19 protein-coding genes are annotated in these 20,720 nt (G+C 67.5%); 13 read left to right on the plus strand and 6 right to left on the minus strand.

Going from position 1 to position 20,720, the window contains the following annotated elements:
• Positions 1-171 precede the first annotated feature (171 nt).
• Positions 172-1,023 carry a pyridoxal kinase PdxY gene (pdxY, locus tag ACI3KU_RS16895; RefSeq protein WP_404923494.1) on the plus strand — a complete coding sequence of 284 codons (852 nt, stop codon included), beginning with the start codon at positions 172-174 and terminating at the stop codon, positions 1,021-1,023.
• Positions 1,024-1,032: 9 nt separating this feature from the next.
• Here the strand turns inward: pdxY and ACI3KU_RS16900 are convergent, their stop codons facing one another.
• On the minus strand, positions 1,033-1,857 hold the full coding sequence (locus ACI3KU_RS16900; protein ID WP_404923524.1) for an EamA family transporter: 825 nt from the start codon (positions 1,855-1,857) through the stop codon (positions 1,033-1,035).
• 94 nt (positions 1,858-1,951) lie between these two features.
• On the minus strand, positions 1,952-3,250 hold the full coding sequence (locus tag ACI3KU_RS16905) for a serine hydrolase domain-containing protein (RefSeq protein WP_404923495.1): 1,299 nt from the start codon (positions 3,248-3,250) through the stop codon (positions 1,952-1,954).
• Between the two features lie 52 nt (positions 3,251-3,302).
• Here ACI3KU_RS16905 and ACI3KU_RS16910 point away from each other — a divergent pair, with 52 nt between their 5' ends.
• Together ACI3KU_RS16910 and ACI3KU_RS16915 are read left to right on the plus strand one after the other, a co-directional pair.
• Positions 3,303-3,626, plus strand: a complete 324-nt coding sequence (locus tag ACI3KU_RS16910; protein ID WP_404923496.1) for a DUF2470 domain-containing protein — start codon at positions 3,303-3,305, stop codon at positions 3,624-3,626.
• Between the two features lie 62 nt (positions 3,627-3,688).
• Positions 3,689-4,342 carry a heme oxygenase (biliverdin-producing) gene (locus tag ACI3KU_RS16915; protein ID WP_404923497.1) on the plus strand — a complete coding sequence of 218 codons (654 nt, stop codon included), beginning with the start codon at positions 3,689-3,691 and terminating at the stop codon, positions 4,340-4,342.
• A 6-nt stretch (positions 4,343-4,348) separates the two neighbouring features.
• Here the strand turns inward: ACI3KU_RS16915 and ACI3KU_RS16920 are convergent, their stop codons facing one another.
• Positions 4,349-5,710 carry an ATP-dependent RecD-like DNA helicase gene (locus ACI3KU_RS16920; RefSeq protein ID WP_404923498.1) on the minus strand — a complete coding sequence of 454 codons (1,362 nt, stop codon included), beginning with the start codon at positions 5,708-5,710 and terminating at the stop codon, positions 4,349-4,351.
• Between the two features lie 227 nt (positions 5,711-5,937).
• Between ACI3KU_RS16920 and ACI3KU_RS16925 the strand changes: the two genes are divergently transcribed.
• Positions 5,938-6,954 (plus strand): hypothetical protein, encoded by a 1,017-nt coding sequence (locus ACI3KU_RS16925; RefSeq protein ID WP_404923499.1) that lies wholly within the window; start codon positions 5,938-5,940, stop codon positions 6,952-6,954.
• A gap of 78 nt (positions 6,955-7,032) precedes the next feature.
• On the opposite strand, the gene ACI3KU_RS16930 is transcribed toward ACI3KU_RS16925, so the two are convergent.
• Complete coding sequence (locus ACI3KU_RS16930; RefSeq protein WP_404923500.1) at positions 7,033-9,003, minus strand: cytochrome c oxidase assembly protein; 1,971 nt, start codon at positions 9,001-9,003, stop codon at positions 7,033-7,035.
• Positions 9,004-9,271: 268 nt separating this feature from the next.
• Positions 9,272-9,559, minus strand: coding sequence for an HU family DNA-binding protein (locus tag ACI3KU_RS16935; protein WP_231091026.1), 288 nt, complete (start codon positions 9,557-9,559; stop codon positions 9,272-9,274).
• 292 nt (positions 9,560-9,851) lie between these two features.
• On the opposite strand from ACI3KU_RS16935, the gene ACI3KU_RS16940 reads away from it, so the two are divergent.
• Entirely contained in the window at positions 9,852-10,721 is an 870-nt protein-coding gene (locus ACI3KU_RS16940) for a hypothetical protein (protein ID WP_404923501.1), read from the plus strand.
• A 57-nt stretch (positions 10,722-10,778) separates the two neighbouring features.
• Here the strand turns inward: ACI3KU_RS16940 and ACI3KU_RS16945 are convergent, their stop codons facing one another.
• Entirely contained in the window at positions 10,779-11,327 is a 549-nt protein-coding gene (locus tag ACI3KU_RS16945; RefSeq protein WP_404923503.1) for a DUF6892 domain-containing protein, read from the minus strand.
• A gap of 126 nt (positions 11,328-11,453) precedes the next feature.
• On the opposite strand from ACI3KU_RS16945, the gene mshB reads away from it, so the two are divergent.
• From mshB to ACI3KU_RS16985, 8 genes are all read left to right on the plus strand, one after another.
• Entirely contained in the window at positions 11,454-12,362 is a 909-nt protein-coding gene (gene mshB / locus ACI3KU_RS16950; protein ID WP_404923504.1) for an N-acetyl-1-D-myo-inositol-2-amino-2-deoxy-alpha-D-glucopyranoside deacetylase, read from the plus strand.
• 1 nt (position 12,363) lies between these two features.
• Entirely contained in the window at positions 12,364-13,488 is a 1,125-nt protein-coding gene (locus ACI3KU_RS16955) for an ROK family protein (RefSeq protein ID WP_404923505.1), read from the plus strand.
• A gap of 67 nt (positions 13,489-13,555) precedes the next feature.
• Positions 13,556-14,686, plus strand: coding sequence for an extracellular solute-binding protein (locus ACI3KU_RS16960; protein ID WP_404923506.1), 1,131 nt, complete (start codon positions 13,556-13,558; stop codon positions 14,684-14,686).
• A gap of 3 nt (positions 14,687-14,689) precedes the next feature.
• On the plus strand, positions 14,690-15,775 hold the full coding sequence (locus tag ACI3KU_RS16965) for an ABC transporter ATP-binding protein (protein ID WP_404923507.1): 1,086 nt from the start codon (positions 14,690-14,692) through the stop codon (positions 15,773-15,775).
• The gene (locus ACI3KU_RS16970) at positions 15,775-17,517 is read left to right on the plus strand and encodes an ABC transporter permease (protein ID WP_404923508.1); all 1,743 of its coding nucleotides are present in this window, start codon (positions 15,775-15,777) and stop codon (positions 17,515-17,517) included. The genes ACI3KU_RS16965 and ACI3KU_RS16970 overlap by 1 nt, the downstream gene beginning before the upstream one ends.
• A gap of 29 nt (positions 17,518-17,546) precedes the next feature.
• Positions 17,547-19,052 (plus strand): argininosuccinate lyase, encoded by a 1,506-nt coding sequence (argH, locus tag ACI3KU_RS16975; protein ID WP_404923509.1) that lies wholly within the window; start codon positions 17,547-17,549, stop codon positions 19,050-19,052.
• A 10-nt stretch (positions 19,053-19,062) separates the two neighbouring features.
• A complete protein-coding gene (locus tag ACI3KU_RS16980) occupies positions 19,063-20,052 on the plus strand; it encodes an ROK family protein (protein ID WP_404923510.1) in 990 nt (329 codons plus the stop codon).
• A gap of 26 nt (positions 20,053-20,078) precedes the next feature.
• A complete protein-coding gene (locus ACI3KU_RS16985) occupies positions 20,079-20,615 on the plus strand; it encodes an OsmC family protein (RefSeq protein ID WP_404923511.1) in 537 nt (178 codons plus the stop codon).
• Positions 20,616-20,720: the final 105 nt, after the last annotated feature.

Here is a 20,720-nt window from a genome sequence, read left to right on the forward strand (position 1 = left end):
ACCACCACCACCACCACCACTGGTATCAGAATCTGCCGTTTCCCCCGGCCGCCGCTGCTGCTTCCGAGACCACCGCCCAAAGTGGTCTCAGCAACTGTCGTCACAGGCACCCGCACCCGCCGCATCTGAGACCGGGCGCAGGATGCCCGTCGCGAGTGGGATCATGGAGGGATGAAGATCCTCTCGATCCAGTCCGCGGTCGCTTACGGGCACGTCGGCAACTCCGCGGCCGTCTTCCCACTGCAGCGGATCGGCGTCGAAGTCCTCCCGGTCCCCACCGTCAACTTCTCCAACCACACCGGCTACGGCGCCTGGCGTGGACCACTGCTGGATCCGGAGCAGGTGCGCGAGATCATCACCGGCATCGAAGAGCGCGACGTGTTCGGCGGCATCGACGCTGTGCTCAGTGGATACCAGGGCGGGGAGGGCATCGGCGACGTGATCCTCGATGCCGTGGCCCGCGTGAAGGCGGCCAACCCCGACGCGCTGTACGCGTGCGACCCGGTGATGGGCAACGCGAAGTCGGGATGCTTCGTCGCACCCGCCATCCCCGTGCTGCTGCGCGAGCGGGTGGTTCCCGCCGCGGACATCATCACCCCGAACCAGTTCGAGCTCGGCTTCCTCACCGGCACCGAACCGGACTCGCTGGAATCCACGCTCGCCTCCGTCGATGCCGCCCGTGCGATGGGCCCGTCGATCGTGCTGGTGACCAGCGTGGAGCGCCCCGACCGTCCGGAGGGCACCATCGAGATGCTCGCCGTAGACGACTCCGGTGCGTGGATCGTGCAGACCCCGCACCTGCCGATGAAGGCCAACGGCTCCGGTGATGTCACGGCAGCACTCTTCACGGCTCACTACCTGGAGACCCGTTCCCCTGCCACCGCACTCGCGCGCACCGTGTCGAGCGTCTTCGACCTGCTGCAGAACACCCTCGACTCCGGGGAGCGTGAGCTGCAGCTCGTCGAGTCGCAGGAGGCATACGCCCACCCGCGTCTGCAGTTCGAGGTGACGAAGGTCCGCTGATCCGATCGATCAGCCCACGGGTTCCGCCGGGGGCACCGCCGTCGGCGGACTCGTGATCACCGCGCCGATCGAGGCGAGGATCACGAGCACGACGCCCACCAGTTCGAGCACGCTCAGGTGCTGCCCGAGCAGCAGGAATCCGGCCAGAGATGCGGTGGCCGGTCCCAGGCTCATCAGGATCGCGAACACCGAGGCCGGAATGCGCCGCAGCGCGATCATCTCCAGCGTGTACGGGATGGTGGAGCTCAACAGCGCCACCGCGAGGCCCAGGCCCAGCACCTCCGGCCGCAGCAGGACCCCACCCGCGGACACGATGCCGAAGGGCAGCGCGATGATCGCGGCCAGGGTCATCGCGAGCGCGAGTCCGTCGAGCTGGGCGAACTCCGCCCCGACCCGCGCGGACGCGAGGATGTAGCAGGCCCAGCTGACTGCCGCGCCCAGAGCGCAGATCACACCGACCGGATTCAGTGAGTCCCAGCCGCCACCGCCGAGGGCGATCACGCCCAGCAGGGCGATAGCCGCCCATACCCACGCCGACTTGCGTCGGGCGGCCAGGATCGACAGCGCGAGCGGACCGAGCACCTCGATCGTGACCGTGACGCCGAGGCTCAGTTCGGCCAGTGCGAGGTAGAACAGGCCGTTCATGAACGCCAGTGCGAGCGCGAAGAACACCACGGAGCGCCACTGCGCCGCGCTTCGTCCACGCAGAGACGGACGAGCGATCGCCCACAGGACGACAGCGGAGAAGAACAGGCGCAACGCCACCATGCCGAGCGGGCCCACCTGAGGGAAGACCATCACCGCGATCGCGGCACCGCACTCCTGGCCGATCATTCCGGCGCAGACGAGCGCGATGGCGGAGCTGGATCCGCCGCGCTTCACGAGCGTGCCCTCGCGGAAGCTTCATCGCATCCGCGCGTGAGCAGGCTCACCCCTGTGGCTGCGGGCACATGGCCCGGGCGGTCAGCGACTGGGCAAGCTCGGCCGCCGTCCACGGCATTCCCGTGTCCGGGGCAGTCTGTCCACTGGCGGCGGGTGCCTTCGATGCGACATCCGCGAGCTCGAACGCGAGGTTCTGAGCGATGTCGCCACCGCCCGTGCCGTTGTTCAGCACCACCGCGATGGTCAGTCCGGTCGCCGGATCGGAGAAGGCCGCCGTCGCGTACCCGGGCGCGGTTCCGGCCTGGCCGATGAGGCTGCCCGCGAAAATGGACCCACCCTTCGCTGCGTACCAGCTCGGCCCGTCGGGCGACACCACCATCGGCTCCGAGAACCGTGAATCCGGCATGGTTCGCTCGTTGCTCTTGCTGGCCAATGCCAGCGCGTAACGGCCGAGATCGGCAATCGTGCTGGTGGCACCGCTGTCAGTGAATCCGATGCTCGACGACGATTCCGTCACGTCGATCGACGCCTCGCAGACCCTGATGCCGCCCTCGCCCACCGGGGTGTAGAGGCCGCCGAGCGACGGCGAAGGTGCCGGCTTGGCTGCCGCCGGCGCGGGCAGCGCGGTGCCAGGGAGAGCTAGAGGCGTTGCCACATACTTGGCGATCAGCTCGGTGGCGCTGAGCCCCGACGCCTGCTGGAGGGCGAGGCCGAGGAGGATGTAACCGGTGTCGGCGCCATCGTACGCCGCGCCGGGCTCGACGCGCCCTGGGCGGCTGAGACCGAAGCTCGCAAGCTCGCGCGGCTGCCAGATCCGATCGAGCGTGGTGAAGTTCGTTTCGCGGAGCGCGCCGGGGACATTGGGGATTCCCGATGTGCCGTCGCACAGCATCTGGAGTGTGATTCCGTCGTACGCCGCTCCTGGGATGCCCACGACATAGGTGTTCACCGAGTCGTCCAGCTTCACAACCTTGTCGGCGGCCAGACCGAACAGAACGTCGCACGTCATCTCGCGTGTGACTCCGCCGGCCCGGAACGACATATCGGTGGTCACCTCAGCACCCGTCGAATCCGTGCCGATGCCCGCGACCCAGCTTCCGGACCACGGTACCCAGACGCCCACGATCGCGCCCGAGGCACCGAACTCCGCAGCAGTGCGGGTAACCATGTCCGTCATCTGCGCGACGGTCTCGGCAGGAAGCTTCCCTTCGGCCAGCGCGGGAACGTCGACCGTGGCGGCCTCTCCCGAGGTGCAGCCGGCCAAGACGGTCATGGCGAGCACCGATGCCAGGGCCGCAGCGGCGGCGCGTCGCATCGCGCGGGCGCGCGGAACTGTACGGATCACAAGGAGCAGTCTATGCAACCGCCCGTGAGCGGGCCGAGCGTACGCTGAGAGGGTGACCCACCAGTTCGATTCCTCCGTCATCACCGCTGTCCTCGCGCACATGAACGACGACCACACCGACGACAACCTCGTCATCGCGCACGCGTTCGGCGCCCCGGATGCCACCGCGGTGGAGATGACCGGTTTCGATGGCGACGGCTCAGACTGGAGCGTGCAGACGCCCGACGGAGTACGCGAGCTGCGCATCGCGTGGCCCGACGGACCCATCGATGAGCGTCCGGCCGTGCGCCAGCAAGTGGTGGCACTCTACGTCGCCGCCTGCAAGACGATGGGCGTGAAGCCCCGTCGGGCCGAGGGCTCCGGCCCGAGCCACTGATCGTTCCTGGGAACAACCTTCATCTGATGTGAAGGTTTTTAGGTTTGCCTTACACTTGCCGTATGGCCGACATCATCTCCCTCTCCACCGCCATCCGCGAGCGCTCTCACGGAGCGCACTCCGACAGCGAGGGTGCCGGCTTCATGTCCTCGCTGATGCGTGGCCAGGGCACGCGCGAGGACTACATCGCCCTCGTCGCACAGCACTACTTCATGTACGAAGCGCTGGAAGCAGCCACCGAGCGCATGCGGCACGACCCGGTCGCGGCCACCTTCATCAGCGAGAAGCTCACGCGAATGCCGGCACTCGAGGCCGACCTCGAGTTCCTGCTCGGCGCGAACTGGCGCGAGCAGATCGAGCCGCTTCCGGCCACACGCCGTTATGTGGATCGCATCAACCAGGTCGGCAGCGCCTGGGTGGGCGGCTTCGTCGCGCATCACTACACGCGCTACCTCGGGGATCTGTCGGGCGGCCAGTTCATCGGCAAGGTGATGGCCCGCCAGTTCGGTTTCGAGACCAACGGCATCGGCTTCTACATCTTCGGCGACATCGCCGACCCGTCCGCGTTCAAGGACACGTACCGCGAGCAGCTGGACGCCGCGCCCTGGGATGACGCCGAGAAGGAGCGCGTCATCGAGGAGGTCCTCGTGGCCTACCAGTTCAACACTGACGTGTTCGTCGACCTGCAGCGCGCGAAGGAATCCGCCGCGGCCTGAGGCCCGTCACTGCGTGCGGGATCCCCGATGGACGTTCATCATGAAGCGCCGCACGTCCGAGTCCACACGGATGTCGCTGGGGCGCAGTGGGCGCGACAGATACAGGCCCTCGAGCGAGGTCAGTCGGCTCAGCGCGACATAGGTCTGACCCGGCGCGAACGCACCGGAACCGAGATCGATGATCGCGCGATCATACGTCTTGCCCTGCGACTTGTGGATGGTGACCGCCCACGCGAGGCGTAGCGGGAACTGCGTGAACTCGGCGACGATCTCCCGGTTGAGCTTCTTGGATCCCGGGTCGTACACGTACCTGTAGCGCTCCCACACCACGGGCTCGACGTCGAACTCGTCGCCGTCAACGTCCACCCGCACGCTGTCGCCGGAGATGGCCGTCACGGTTCCGATCGTTCCGTTGACGTACCGCGGCGGCTCGGGAAAGGCCTGGGTGTCGTTGCGCAGGAACATGACCTGGGCGCCGATCTTCAGCTTCAGTTCCGCATCGGCCGGGTAGTTCGCCTCGCCGCGGCCGAAGTCGCCGGTGATGTCGGCGACCGCCGTCTGCTCTTTCCCCGTCAACGCGGCCAGATGACGCGCGTTGATGCGATTGACGATGTCGTTGCGGGTGGCCAGCGTGATGATCGGCTCGTCGGCGTCTTCCGGGGGCACCCGCGCGCCCGTGCGGTTCAGCACGCCCGCGATGTCGGCGGTGACCCGCCCGTAGCGCACCGCGTTCAGCATCGCCTTGAAGCCGTCGTCGGACTGCCGGTGGATCTCCACGAGCTCGCGCACGTGCAGTTCGGCACCATGCCGTCCGAGGTCGAGCAGACCGTCCGCGCCCGGATCCTCTCCCGACCACACATGCGCGTCGAAGAACCAGAATGACCGGTAGTGGTCGTTGACGTAGCGCTGCTCGTCCCCGCGGGGCGGCACCGGGGCGAGCTGATAGGGATCGCCGAACATCACCACCTGCACACCGCCGAACGCCTCGCCCCGACGGCCCCGCGCCTGGCGCAGTGAGCGATCGATCGCGTCCATGAGGTCGGCGTTGACCATGGAGATCTCATCGATGACCAGCGTGTCGATGGCGTTCAGGATCTTGCGCGTCGCGTCGTTCTGCTCGATCTCACCATCGGCGATGAGGCCGATCGGCAGGCGGAACAGCGAGTGGATGGTCTGCCCCTCCACGTTGAGCGCGGCGACACCCGTGGGAGCGCACACGGCGATCTGCTTGGCGGTGTTCCAGGCGAGATGCTGCAGCAGCGTCGATTTTCCCGTCCCGGCCCGACCGGTCACGAACACGTGCTCCCGGGTGTCCTCGATCAGCCGGAAGAGGGCTTCCTGCTCTGCGGACAGCGACGGGACGCTCACGTGACTCCTCGGTGACGATGATGGCGGTGTCGCGTGCCGGTGATCACCGTGCCCCCGCGATCCGGACGACCCTTCCATCGTAGGATCTCGACGGCTGCTGCACGCCCCCGACGGCCTGTGGAGATATCGATACGGTCCCATCACGGCGGTTTCGCACCGTGCGTTCCTAGACTGGCAGGGTGGGATTTCGGGTAAGGGGAGATGGCGATCGCCAGCGTCCTCTCGCGATGGATCTCACTCTCATCGCCGTCGCCGTGGTCGTGGTGGCCGCGGCCGGCGTGGTCGGCTACCGGTCTGCATACCAGTCGCTCTACAGCCCCAGCGCCTTCGTGGTGAACTACCTCGATCTGCTTGCCGGCGGACGCGCGGCCGATGCGCTCCAGGTGCCGGGCGTCGGCATCGACTCGTCCGACTTGGAAGCGGCCGGAGTAGACGTCGCCGCCTCCGACGCGCTGTTGCGAAGCACCGCACTCGCGCCGCTCACCGACGCGCGCGTGGTGAACGAGGAGTCGGACGGCGCGGTCACTCGTGTCAGCGTCGAATATCAGGCGGGCGGTCATCCCGGTACCACCGTGTTCGAGGTGGAGCAGGACGGGTGGATCGGATTCCTGCCGTCATGGCGCTTCGCGAAGACGCCACTCGCCGTGGTGGATCTCACCGTGCTCGGGGCGATGCAGTTCTCCGTCAACGGCTTCACGATGGACAAGCGTCAGGTGTCCGCGGCGGGCGTGGATGCGGATCCCGCGGCTCCGGTCCCGCTCCTCGTGTTCACCCCGGGTCTGTATTCCATCTCCGTCGACACGAGCATCGCGGCCACCCCCGGTGTCGCCGTCCTCGCCGACTCCCCGCTGACGCAGCTGCCGATCGAGGTGCAGGCACAGCCCACCGAGAGCTTCGTGCAGGTGGTGCAGGAGAAGGTCGACGGATTCCTCACCCAGTGCGCGCAGCAGCAGGTGCTCCAGCCGACCAGCTGCCCGTTCGGACGCTTCGTGCAGAACCGCATCGACGAGCCGCCCACCTGGAGCATTGTGAAGATGCCTCAGGTGACGGTGCTGCCGTCGGGCGCGAACTGGATCATCCCCAACACCGAGGGCACTGCGCACATCGAGGTGGATGTCACGATGATCGCCGACGACACCAAGGAACACCTCAGCGAGGACGTCCCCTTCGTGATCAATGGGACGATCACGATCCTCCCCGACGGCCGCGCATCGATCGTGGTCACCGGCCCCGACACCCGCTGACGGCTCGTCGCGAAACGAGGAGATTCACGCCCGTGCGAGTGAATCACGCCGGATCCGTCCTCGTTTCGAGGAAATCTCCTATTTCTGATCCACGTGGTCGCGCTCGGCGAGACGGGCGAGGCGCTCGTTGTACTCGGCCAGCTCCTGATCACCGGTGCGATCGGCGTGACGATCGCTGCGCTTCTGGGCGCGATCATCGGACCGACTCCACTGAATCGCCACCGTGATGGCGACGATCAGGGTGGGGATCTCGCCGATCGACCACGCGATGCCACCACCGATGTACTGATCCTCCATCGGGCTCGCCCCCCACGGACGCGCCATCGAGCCGTACCACTCGGCCACCATCAGCCCGGTGTTCATCATGATCGCGATGCCGAAGAACGCGTGCATGGCGGCCACCGCGATGAGGGTGATCAGGCGTCCGGCGTGCGGGAAGCGGTAGGGGATCGGGTCGACGCCGATGAGCGACAGCACGAACAGATAGCCCGAGATGAGGAAGTGGACGGTCATCCACTCGTGACCGAGGTGGTCGTACAGGGACCAGCGGAACAGGTCGGTGAAGTAGAAGACCCACAGCGAGGCGACGAAGATCGCCGCGGCGACGATCGGATGCGTGATGATGCGCGAGAACGGTGAGTGCACGGCCCACAGGATCCACTCGCGACCGCCACGCGTGCCGTCGGTGCGCTTGTGGATGGTGCGCAGCGCCAGGGTGACCGGGGCACCGGCCACGAGGCACAGCGGAATGGCCATGGTCAACAGCATGTGGCCGAGCATGTGCACGCTGAACAGGTAGTCGCCGTAGGCGTTGACCGGGCCGCAGGTCACCCAGAGCAGCAGGATCAGTCCGACAAACCAGAAGACGGTGCGATAGATCGGCCAGGAGTCACCGCGGCGGCGCAGTCGCACCACACCGGCCACGTAGAAGAACACGCCGAACATGATGGCGAGCGCCCAGAGGATGTCGACATCCCACTGAGTGAGCCAGCGGATCGGGGTGAGCTCGGGCGGGAGATCCGACCCCGTCATGATGCGCGCGGGCGTCTGCACCGGCGTCGGTGCCAGTCCGGTGGGCGGCTCAGAGCGCGCGAGAGCCGCGGCGATTCCGCTCGCGAGTCCCATCAGTGCGAGCTCCGCAGCCACGAGGGTCCAGAACGGCCCGCCCTTGCTGTCGGCACCGCTCTGCACGATGAGTCGGCGGCGATACATCGCCCCGGCGACTCCCAGCAGCACGAGCAGCGCTGTCTTGGCGAGCACCAGGATGCCGTACGGGGTGGCCAACGCCGACCAGTCGCCGATGGCGACATAGGCCCGCACCACACCCGACAGCGTCACCACGATGAACGCCACCAGCGCCAGCGTGGAGTAGCGGTAGAGAACGTCGACCATCCGCTTGCGCATCAGCGGGCGAATGATCACCAGCGTCAGCAGGCCGCCGACCCAGACGGCCGCGCCCACCGTGTGCAGCACCATCGCCGTGAGGGTGATGTTGTGGTTGGCGAGGTCTCCGGAGTGGCCCTGCGTGGCCATCGGCACCATCGCGGCGATCGCGAGCGCCGCCGTCACCGCCGAGACGAACCAGCCGCGCGCCGCGAAGGCGAGCACGGAGATCGCCGCGCCCGCGAGGGTGGTGATCAGCCAGGTGATGCCCGCCTCGGTTCCGAGGAAGCGTCCGAGGGTGCTGCCGAACGTGTCGTCGAGAGAGATCGGAGCGCCCACGGCGCTGGCGGAGCTGAAGATGCCGACCGTCGCCGCAGCGGCAGCGAAGACGGCCGCGGAGATGGAGGTGACATCCAGCGCACGCTCGAAGGACTTCTGTCCCGGCTTCAGCGCGAACAGGGCGATCACGACGGATCCGACCATGCCCGCACCGGAGAGGTTCACCACCAGTTTGGCGATCGGGATACCCCAGCGCACCACCGGACCGGCATCGGCCAGCAGCAGTGGCGCGGCACCGCCGCCGAATCCGAGCGCCCAGAGCACGCCGACCAGCGCCGTCGCGGCAAGGATGATCGGACCGATGAGGCGGAGGGAGCGGGAATCCACCCCTCCAGCCTAGGCTCGCGGCCTGAGAGTCACTGTCGGGGCGTGGACGAGCTCCGACCTGGTCGCGGGAGGCCGAGCGCACGCGCCATCGCGAGCGGATGCGGGCGTCGCGAGGAGATCCGGCTGGTGCCAGCGCATGAGCCTGCGCCGAACGCATGACGGAATCCGCGATTCCCTCATGTTTTCGCCCCATGATCATGGATTCGCGACAGTGACCACGAAACGCGAAGGGGCGAGGTGCGCGATGCACCCCGCCCCTTCGACGGAATTACTTGACGGCAGCCTTGAGCTTGGAGCCAGCGGTCACCTTGACGCGCTTGCCAGCCGGGATCTTGATCTCGGCACCGGTCTGCGGGTTGCGGCCCGTGCGAGCAGCGGTGTCGACCTGCTCGAACGCGATCCAGCCCGGGATCGAGACCTTGGCGCCCTTGGCGACGGCCTCGGAGACGGTGGAGAAGAGAGCGTCGAGCACACCCGAAACAGCAGCCTGGCTCTGACCGGTGGCGCTGGCGATGCTCGCAACGAGCTCGGTCTTGGTGATGGACTTGTCAGCCATGTGATGATCCTCCAGCGGCGAGGACCGCCGCGTCATGAGTTGTTCGCCCCGGAGGCGGAATCCCCCGGAGAGTCGTTCGACCGGGACGAGAGTATCAACCACACCCCCGAAAACGCGGAAATACGCGGGTTTGACCCCTCTTTTTCCGCGATTCGCGAAAAAAGAGGGGTCAAAACGGTCTCGATTGGCTCTCGGAGCCGGATTTCTGCGGGGTTTCGCGTCCTATCGGGCACAATGTGGATGGTCGTCGTATCGATGACTGCGTCCCGCCCCATTGCCCCTGGAGGATCCCGTGGCCGAGCAGCGCCCGAAGAAGAAGGTCGTCGAGTCGACCGCCGAGACCCCCGCCGCGGATGCGTCGGCTCCCACGTGGCGCCCCACGGCCGAGGCGAAGAGCAAGGCCACCCGCTTCCGCATCATCGCCGCCGTGCTGTGGGTGCTCGCCATCGCCGGTGAGGCGTTCGCGATCTTCTGGGTGCTCCGCCAGGACCCCATCATCATGTGGCTGCTCATCGTGATGTTCGTGGTGATCGGCGCGCTGGCGATCGTCGGCGGCCAGCTCTGGAAGAAGGCGAACGACCTCGATCCCGCCTCCCGCAAGGATCCGGTGCGCTTCTTCATCCAGAACCAGCTGGGCGCGATCATCTCCGTGGTGGCATTCCTGCCGCTGATCATCCTGGTGTTCACGAACAAGAACATGACGGGCGGGCAGAAGGCCCTCGCCGGCATCATCGGCATCGTGATCGCCGGTGCGGCGGTGGCCTCGAACATCGACTACTCCCCCGCCTCGCAGGAGGAGTACGCCAACCAGGCAGGCCTGGTGCAAGACATCACCGGCGGCGACAAGGTCTACTGGACCACCTCCGGCTCCGTGTACCACCTCTGCGAAGAGGCGTCAGCGGTGAACAAGGAGTCGGCGGACAACACGATCCACGCCGGCACCATCGCTCAGGCGCAGACCGACGGAAAGGCCCGCCTCACCCTGCAGCTGCCGCAGGAGCTGAAGGAGTGCGGCTACACCGACTACGTGCTGCCGGACAACTGGCAGGCCGTGGTCAAGGGTGAGGCGCCGTTCGTCCCGTCCGGCGAGGTAGCTCCCGCTGTCGAGCCCACGGACGATTCCGAGACGCCGGTGGCGCCGGCTCCTTCCGCCACCAACTGACATCAACGCCACAGGCCCCGCACGCGAGTGCGGGGCCTGTGGCGTTGACCGGACGATTCAGACGATCCGGATTCCCCGCGCCAGCAGGGCACCCCGCGCGGATGGGGAGAGCATGTCATCGGGATCCGACACCTCCACCAACGCAGGCAGCTGGTCGAGATCACGATCGATGAGCTCCTCGACGTCGAAGCGGGCGTCCTGGCCGCCCCAGTGCGGGTCCAGCTGACGGAGCGCTTCGCTTGTGCGGGAGAAGTGCAGTGTGGTCACGGCATCCACCAGGGCGACGGGCAGCTGATAGCCACGGAACCAGTCTTCGACCGGAGCGCCGGGATGCAGGCTGGCGGGCATGGTGAACGCGGGCAACGTCGCTCCCTCGTCGTACATCAGGCGCTGCATCACCGCGAGCTTCAGCGGAAACGACCGCAGTCGGACAGCGGACGCATTCTCGCCGACCGGAGGCGCATACGCCGCCGACGGCTGCTCCTGCGCGAGGACGGCAGCGCTCGGGTCCGCCCCGGAGGCCGACTCGGCGACGTGTTCGTCCTGCCACCCCTCCGGTCCCGGCGTTGCGGAAGGCGTCCGGCGGAACAGGTCTCTCAATCCCATGCAGCGATTCTCGCGCTTCCTGGGTAACGATTGAGGATTTCCCAGATCACGTAATTATTTTCTCGCCTGTCCTAACCATATTCTTTCTGTCAGAATCAAATTCACACCCGATCGAAGGAGATTCCGATGGCCTCGCAGACCGCCGCCGGCCGAGCACGAGTCCTGCTCGCGCACGCCCACCCCGACGACGAGAGCTGCGCGACCGGCGGGACCATCGCGCGTCTGGTGCGCGAGGGCGCCGCAGTCACCGTCGTGACGTCCACGCAGGGCGAGCAGGGCAAGATCGCCGTTCCCGAGCTCGCCCACCTGCACGTGGATCAGGACGATGCCCTCGGTCCGGAGCGCGCTCGCGAGCTCGCCGGTGCGATGGCGGCCCTCGGCGTCACCGATCATCGGTACCTCGGCGGCCCCGGCCACTTCCGCGACTCCGGCCGGATGGGCATCGCGGCCAACGACCGACCCGACGCCTTCTGGCAGGCCGACCTCGATGAGGCAGGCGCGATGATGGCAGCGATCATCCGCGAGACCCGACCCCACGCGGTCATCACCTACGACACCAACGGCGGCTACGGGCACCCCGACCACATCCAGACCCACCGCGTCGCCATGCGCGGCGTGGAGCTGGCCGAAGACGCGTCGGCTGATGTCGCGGGTGAGCCCTGGCGGGTGCCGCTGGTGTACTGGACGGCCGTCCCGCGTGATCTCATCGTGGCGGAGTTGACCGACCTCGCAAAGCACGCCGACGAGCTCGGCCTGTGGGTCGACCCGAACCCCGCGGAGTACCCCGACGGCGTTCATGACGACGCCGAGATCGACGTGGAGTACGACGTCTCGAACGTGCTCGACCTCAAGGCCGCCGCACTCGACCAGCACCGCACTCAGCTCACCGTGACAGGGCCGTACTGGGTCCTCGCCTCGGGGCGCGGCATGCGCATCCAGGACCGTGAATGGTTCATCCGGGTGCGCGGCGGGCACCGCACCTCGGCGAACTATGAGGATGAGCTGATCCCCGACTCCGTGATCGCGGCCGATTGAAATGACCCGACCCGGCCTCTCCGTCGTCGACCGCCGCGCCCAGCGCGCGGCGGTGGTCGGCGCGCTCCATGACGGACGCATGAGCCGCTCGCAGCTGGTGGAGCGCTTCGGCGTCAGCGGCGCGCTCATCACGCGCGTGGTGCGCGGGCTGCTGGATGACGGGCTGGTGCGAGAGCTCGGAGCACAGACACCGAGCGTTGGTCGTCCGCCGATGCAGTTGGAGCTGTCGCGCGGCTACGGCGCTCTCATCGCCGTGTCCTGCACCTCCGATGGCGTGCAGATCCGCAGCAGCGACCTGCATGGTAAGCCCCTGCGGGAACTGGCCTCTCCCGATGGCAGCGCCCCCATCAGCCCCGAGAGTCTGGTCGATCTCATCGGTGCCGTCATCGCCCGCACGCCCTCACTGATGGGCATCGGCGTGGCCGTTCCCGGCGTCGTGGACGCCGACACCGGCGATGTCAGTGAAGCTCCCGATCTCGGCTGGAGCGGCACCGTGCCCCTGCGAGCGATGCTGGCGGAGCGTTTCCGCGTCCCGGTGACGATCGACAACGACGTGAACCTCATGATGACCGCCGAGCGGCAGACGCTGCCGGACCCGATCCGCCGGAACGCGGTGTACCTCTACCTCGGCGCGCGCGGCATCGGTGCCGGTGTGGTGGCGGGCGACCGACTGGTGCGGGGCTCGCATGGCGGCGCCGGGGAGATCGGTCTCATTCCGCTCGGCCTCGGCGGTGCCGAGCTGTCGGACTTCGAGGACAACGTCTCGACCATGGCCATCGCCGCGCGGCTCGAGGCGGCCGGCCACCAGATCACCGGACCGGTGATCCCGGCGCTCCTCGAGCTCGCCGATGCCGGCGACGAGTTCGCCATCGCGGTGCGTCGCGACATCATCGCGGCGATCGCCCATGCGGTGACGCTGATGACAGCAATCCTCGACCCCGCAGCCGTGCTTCTCGGCGGCCACGCGCGCTCGTTCCGGGAGTCCGAACGCGCGGAGATCGCCGCGTCCCTCGGATCGCACCTGCCCTTCCGCCCCGAAGTGATGTTCGCCCAGCGCGGCCCCGCGGCCGTTCTGGACGCGGCGCGCGATCGGTGCTGGCGCAACGTGCTCGCGGGAGGCCTATGAATAGACGCCGTCCCGCCGCTCCGCCGTTCCTCACCCGACAACAAAAATCGAAAGACAGGGAAGTCACATGGCACTCAACCGACTGCCGCGCCTGATCGCAGGCGTGGCGTTCACCGCCGCAGCAGGCCTCGCCCTCGCCGGATGCGCCGGCGACGTCGCACCCGCCGAGAACACCACCACCCCGGACGCGGGCGCGAGCAGCGCTGCTCCGGAGGGCACCACGGCCCCCTCTGAAGGCCTCACGATCTACACCGGACGAGACAAGGACGAGGTCGCCTGGGTCGTCAGCGAGTTCGAGAAGAAGTTCCCCGCGTACGCGGGCAAGGTTCAGACCGTCATCGCCGGAGCCCAGGACAACCTCGACCGCATGCGCGCCGAGGCCGGCAACCCGCAGGCCGGATTCCTCTGGGGAGGAACGCAGCAGCAGTTCGAGCAGGCTGCCGACGAGGGCCTCCTCGCGGCGTACACGCCGAAGTCGGACTCCGCCGTCCCCGACAAGTACAAGGACCCGAACCACCAGTGGATCGCCGAGATGCTCCTGCCGGAGGTGATCATCTACAACTCCACCCTGCTCACCAAGGACACCGCACCGCAGGACTGGGCCGACCTCGGCAAGCCGGAGTGGAAGGACAAGATCGTCATCCGTGACGTCATGGCGTCCGGAACGATGCGCACCATCTACGCGTCAATCGTGTACTCGGCCTTCGCGAAGGACGGCTCGCCCGATGCCGGCTACGAACTGCTCAAGCAGATCGACGCCAACACGGTTTCGTACGCGGCCAACCCGGACGACATGTACACGCAGCTCGACCAGGGCACCGGCCAGGTGACGGTGTGGAACATGCAGGATGCACTGATCCAGCCGCTGAAGAACAACCGGCCGTGGGGCTACATCATGCCCTCCTCCGGCGCTCCGGTGCTGGTCGACGGTGTCGGCATCATCAAGAACGACAAGCAGGAATCCGCCGCGAAGGACTTCATGGACTTCCTGATGGATCCCACGATGCAGGCGAAGCTCGCGACCGATTACTACCAGATCCCGGCGATGGACATCCCGACCGATCAGCAGCCCGAGTGGATGAAGGCCGACGGCTTCAACATCAATGAGGCGAAGATCGACTGGAAGGTGTTCGCCGAGCACCAGGACGAGTGGATGACGTACTGGGCTGACAACATCAAGGGCAAGGGCAACAGCTGATCCATGGTCTCGGTCACCCTGCACAATCTGCACAAGTCATTCGCCCGTTCGGGCACCGTCGTGAACGGTCTCGACCTCGTGATCGAGGACGGCGAGTTCTTCACGCTGCTCGGCCCCTCCGGTTGCGGCAAATCGACCACCCTGCGCATGATCGCCGGGTTCGAGGAGCCGGATGAGGGAACGATCCACTTCGATGAGCGCGATGTGACGTTCGCCCCGGCGAACAAGCGGGACGTGGGTCTGGTGTTCCAGAACTACGCGCTGTTCCCGCACATGTCCGTCGCCAAGAACGTGGGGTTCGGGTTGGACGTGCGCGGTGTGCGGGGGGCCGAGGCTGATCGGCGCATCGGCGACGTCCTGGCCCAGGTGGGCCTCACGGCGCAGCGCGATGCCCGTGTCGACGAGCTCTCGGGCGGGCAGCAGCAGCGCGTTGCGCTCGCCCGGGCGCTGGTTTTCCGTCCGCAGTTGCTGTTGCTGGACGAGCCGATGTCGAACCTCGATGCCAAGCTGCGGCTGGAGATGCGCGGTGCGCTGCGCGACCTCCACGCGGAGACGGGAATCACCTCGGTCTACGTCACGCACGATCAGGCGGAAGCCCTGGCGATGTCCACCCGCATCGCGGTGATGAACACCGCCGTCGTGCATCAGGTGGGCACCCCGGACGAGGTGTACTCCCGTCCGACGACGGCGTTCGTGGCCGGCTTCCTCGGCCGCAACAACCTGATGACCGCCACGGTGGCGACCGTCGCCGACGGCACGGCCGCGCTGGTGCTCGGCAACGGCTCCACGCTGCAGGCGCGGACCGTCAATGCCGCCCCCGCTGTCGATTTCGCCCCCGGCGGCAGCGTGGTGGCCACCGTCCGTGCAGAGTCGGTACGTGTAGCCGCGGACGGCGAGACCACCAACGTGGTGAACGGCACCGTGGCCGATGTGGACTTCATCGGCTACTCCCTCTCCTGCGAGCTGGACAGCGATCTCGGCCGCATCAAGGTGGATCTCACCGGCTCGCACCGACGCCCCGAGCGCGGCGACACGATGCGCGTGGTGCTGCCGGTCGACGCCGTCTACACCGTCCCCGCGGAGGACTGATGACCTCCCTCACGCAGGCACAGCGCATCACCGGTCCCAGCAAGCGCCCCTCGTGGATCCGCCGTCGCTGGTCCACGGTGCTGACGCTCGCCGTTCTGCTCATCGTCCTGTTCGGCTACGTCATCGGTCCGATGATCGCGACGGCGCGGCGCAGCATCTCGCAGGACAAGGCGGCGATCCTCGGGTTCTCCTTCAAGGCCTGGGGTGACTTCTTCGCCAACCCCGCGCAGACCTCCGCCATCGGCGGCTCCATCCTGGTGTCGGTCCTCTCGGTCATCTGCGCCGGAGTGCTCGGCACCGGCGTGGCGATCCTCCTCACCCGGTGGGAGTTCCCGGGACGGCGGATCCTGCAGGTGCTGGCGATGCTGCCCATCGCCCTTCCGCCGCTCATGGGCGTGTGGTCGTTCAAGCTGCTGTTCGGCGTGGGCGGGCGCATCCCGTTCGCCATGCAGGAGTGGTTCGGGCTGGATCAGAAGATGTTCTGGCTGCAGGGCATGGCCGGTGTGCTCATCGTGCACGCCATGACGATGTACCCGTACTTCTACCTCACGGTCTCCGCCGCCCTCCTCAACGCGGATGCCTCGTTGGAGGAGGCCGCCGCCTCGATGGGCGCAGGCAAAGCGCGCATCTGGATGCGCGTGATCCTGCCGATGCTGACCCCCGCTCTCGTGGCCGGGGCGCTCATCACCTTCATGTCGGCGATGAGTTCCTATACCGCGCCCCTGCTGTTCCAATACACCGATGTGATGACGCAGCAGATCGTGATAGCCAAGACCAACGGAGACATGCGTCTCGCGTCGATCATCTCGACGACCCTCGCCATCATCTCGATCGCGTTCCTCGCCATCATCCGCTCCTACGAGCAGCGCAAGGTGTACCGGACGCAGTCGAAGGGCGGTGGTCGCAAGCGCTCGACGCTGACCAGCACGCCTGCGAAGGTCGTGCTCCTGGTGATCTCGATCCCCGTCACCGTGTTCCTGGTGCTGCCGATCATCATGATCGCCGTGCTCTCCGTCACCGCGAAGGGCGGCTGGCTGATGAGCGTGCTGCCCACCGGCTGGACGTTGGAATGGTGGGCGCGCATGTTCACCGGCTTCGACTTCTGGCGCCCGGTGACCAACTCGCTGCTGATGAGCGTGATCGCCGTGGGCGGCGCGATCATCCTCGGCGCCGGTGCCGCATACGTGATGAGCCGCATGAAGTTCCGCGGCAAGCTCGCCCTCGACATCGCCGTGATGCTGCCGTGGGCGCTGCCGGGAACGGTGGTGGCGATCAACCTCATCACCGCGTTCTCCAGCTCATCCCCGTTCGCGTTCGGCAACGTGCTGGTCGGAACGTTCGCGATCCTGCCGCTGGCGTACTTCGTGCGGTTCAACCCGCTGATCTTCCGCTCCACGTTCGCCTCGCTCAGCCAGCTCGATCCGAACCTCGAGGACGCTGCTCGCAGCCTCGGCGCCACCTGGTGGTACTCGTTCCGCAAGGTCGTGCTCCCGCTGATCTCCCGCGGCATCATGGCCGGCGCACTGCTGGCCTTCGTCGACGGCGTCGGCGAGTTCGTCGCCAGCGTGCTGATCTACACGCCCGATTGGGTGCCGCTGTCGATCGCCGTCAACAACGAGAACTATCAGGGCAACATCGGCGTCGGCTCGGTCTACGGCATGATCCAGGTGTTCCTGGTGCTGATCGTGCTGGCCGCCACCAACCGCATGGGTGCGCGTAACGGCGCCCCCGCCGCCCTCTGAACCGATCCAGAAGTACCGAAGGAAACGAAATGAACCGCGACGAGATCGTCCAGCGCGACGGCGACGTCTTCCCCGGCGCAAGCTACACCACGGCAGTGCTGCGTCCCGCCTACGACGAAGCCAAGCGCATGCTGCTGCCGTCGATGATGCAGATCCACCGCGCCCACCTGCTGATGCAGCACACCGCGGGCATCCTCAACGATGTCGACGCAGCCACCATCGCCCGCTCTCTCGATGAGCTCGATCTGGATGCCCTCGCCACCAGCGAGTACACCGGCGAGTACGAGGACCTGTTCTTCACGGTGGAACACCGGATGATGGAGATCGGCGGCGATGTCACCGGCAGTCTGCACACTGCGCGCAGCCGCAACGACATGGGCATGACCCTGTACCGCATGGTGATGCGCCACCAGCTCGTGCGCGTGCTGGAAGCCGCGGGCGAGCTCTATGAGACGCTGGTGCGTCTGGGTGCCGAGCACGCCGACACGCTCAACCTCGAGCACACGCACACCCAGCCTGCGCAGCCGTCGATCCTCGGTCACCGCTTCCTCGCGATCGCCGACGTGCTCGGGCGCGACATCCGTCGCGTGCAGCAGGCGTACGCCTCGCTGGACTACTCGCCCATGGGCGGCGCCGCGCTCACGGGCACCGGATTCCCGATCAACCGCGAGCACATGGCGGAGCTGCTCGGCTTCCGCGGCCTCGTCGAGAACTCCTACGATGCCGTCGCCGCGACGGACTACATCGCGCACTCCGCGATCACGTTGCAGCTGATGGCGGTGGACACCGGGCGCAGCTGTGTGGATTTCCTCACCTGGTGCACGGCCGAGTTCGGCCTCTACCGCGTGGCAGCGCCGTACGTGCAGATCTCGTCGATCATGCCGCAGAAGCGCAACCCGGTCTCCATCGAGCATTCCCGCTCGCTGCTGTCGGCCGCATCGGCGAGCGCGGCGACCGTCCTCACGATGATGCACAACACCCCCTACGGTGACATCGTCGACACCGAGGACGACCTGCAGCCGCACATCTGGCGCGCGGTGGACATCTTGACCAACGTGTTGCAGCTGCTCACCGGCGTGCTCGGCACGATCCAGGTCAACACCGACGTGATGCGCGAGCGCGCGCTGGCCTCGTTCGCCAACGCGACGGAGCTCGCCGACACCCTGGTGCGAGACGGCGGCCTGACCTTCACCCAGGCGCACACGATCGTCTCGCGCGTGGTGCGTGAGGCGGACACGGCTGGGATCACGGACGTGCGCACCATCGATCCCGAGCGCGTGCACACCATCGCGCGTGAGGTCGTCGGCCACGACGTGACGCTGACGCCCGCGGACATGGCGCGTGCCCTCAACGCCGACAACTTCGTCGCGGTCCGCACCTCCACCGGCGGTGCCGCGCCCAGCGAGGTCGCGCGCATGGCGGCCGAGCGCACCGAAGTCGCCGCCGAGTTCCGCGGCTGGCTGGATGACGTCCGTGGTCATCTGGCGAGCGTCGATCGGCGCCTGCGCGATGAGACCGCAGCCCTGCGTGACTGACGGCGGCATCGTGACTGCATCCGTGCCGGAGACGGCGGGTACCGTCCTCGGTATCGACTTCGGCGGCACCAAGGTGGAGCTGCGCATCGAGCGGGCACCGGGGTCCACCGCGCCGATCCCGCTGGGCACGCTGGGCGCGCGCCTCATCTCCGAGTCAGATACGCCGCACCGCACGCCGTCCGCCGACGTGCGGCTGGAGATCGAACCGGGCGAATCGGCCGACAGCGTGCTGGATCGCACCTTCGACATCGCTCGCGCGCTGGTCGAGGCGGCGGGCGGGGTCGACGCCGTCGGCGTCTCGACCCCCGGTATCGTTCTCGATGATCGCGTGGACCTCGCACCCAACGTGGTGGGCTGGAGCGACCTGTCGCTGTCGGACCGACTGCGTGATGGACTCGGTGCCGAGCGGATCGTGGTGGAGAACGATGTGAAAGCAGCAGCCCTCGCCGAAGCACGCCAGGGCACGCTGGTGGATGTCGATCCCGGCCTGTACGTGAACCTGGGCACCGGCATCGCGATCGCGCCCGTGCTCGGCGGCATCGTGCTGCGCGGTGCGCACGGCGCGGCCGGTGAGATCGGCTACGGCGTGGTCGGTCCGCTGCCGGATTGGTCGGGCAGCGGTGCTCCGCTGGAGGAGTACGCCGGCGGTGGCGGACTCCAGCGTCGCGTGGCGGCCTCGGGTCTGGGGATCGCCGATGTGCCGTCGCTGGTGGCTGCGGCTTCCGTCAGCGTGCACGAGAGCGCGGCGAAGTTCTGGCTCGACGCCGTGGACGAACTGGCGCGGCACCTCCTCACCGCGACGCTCACCATCGATCCGCAGCGCGTCACGCTCGGCGGCGGAATGGTGCGCGCCGGCAGGGCTCTCCTCGGGCCGCTGCAGGGTCGGCTCGAGTCAGCGCTGCCCTATCCGCCCGAGGTGGTGGTGTCCGCCTTCGGCGCTCGCGCGGCGCTGATCGGGGCCTGCATCCTCGCCCGCGACGCCCTCGCTCACGCCGAATGACCCTCGATCCGCATCCAGGAGAAGACATGACCGATCTGACAGCCGAGCGCTCCCTCGCCACCCACCTGGTGCAGAAGGGGCACGCGATGCGCGCCGCCGCCGTGGCCCGACCGACGCAGGAGGACTGGGATGAGGTGATCGAGGCGCGCTGCGTCGCCGACGACAATACCGGCGTTCGCAAGCTCAGCATCCGCGAGTTCGCCTTCCTCGGCGACGGTGGTGCCGATATCGGGGGCTGGAACCTCGGGCCGTCGTCCCCCGAGTACCTGCTCGGCGTGATCAGCACGTGTCTCACCCACACGTTCCTCTGCCTCGCCGCCGTACGGGATCTGCCGCTGAACCGTGTGGAGGTGCGCGTGCAGGCGAACAACAACGACGCGGGCTTCTTCGGCGTCACGAGCGATCGACCCCCGCAGCCGCACGACATCCGCATCCATGTGGAGCTGGACGCCCCCACGCTCTCCGCCGAGGAGAAGGCCGCGTTCATCGCCGAGGCCGAGGCGAAGTGCCCCGTGGTGAAGGCGCTCCGCGAGCCTCAGTCCCTCACCCTCACGTCGGCGTAGCCCCGTCCCCCCCTCGTCGCCCGTCCCCCTCGCCCCTCGCTGTCCCTCGTCGCCCGTCCCCTCGTCGCCGAGAAACCCAAGCAAGTCCGAGAAACCCTGCAACGC

Source organism: Microbacterium sp. ZW T5_56 (genome assembly GCF_044987425.1).
GTDB lineage: Bacteria > Actinomycetota > Actinomycetes > Actinomycetales > Microbacteriaceae > Microbacterium.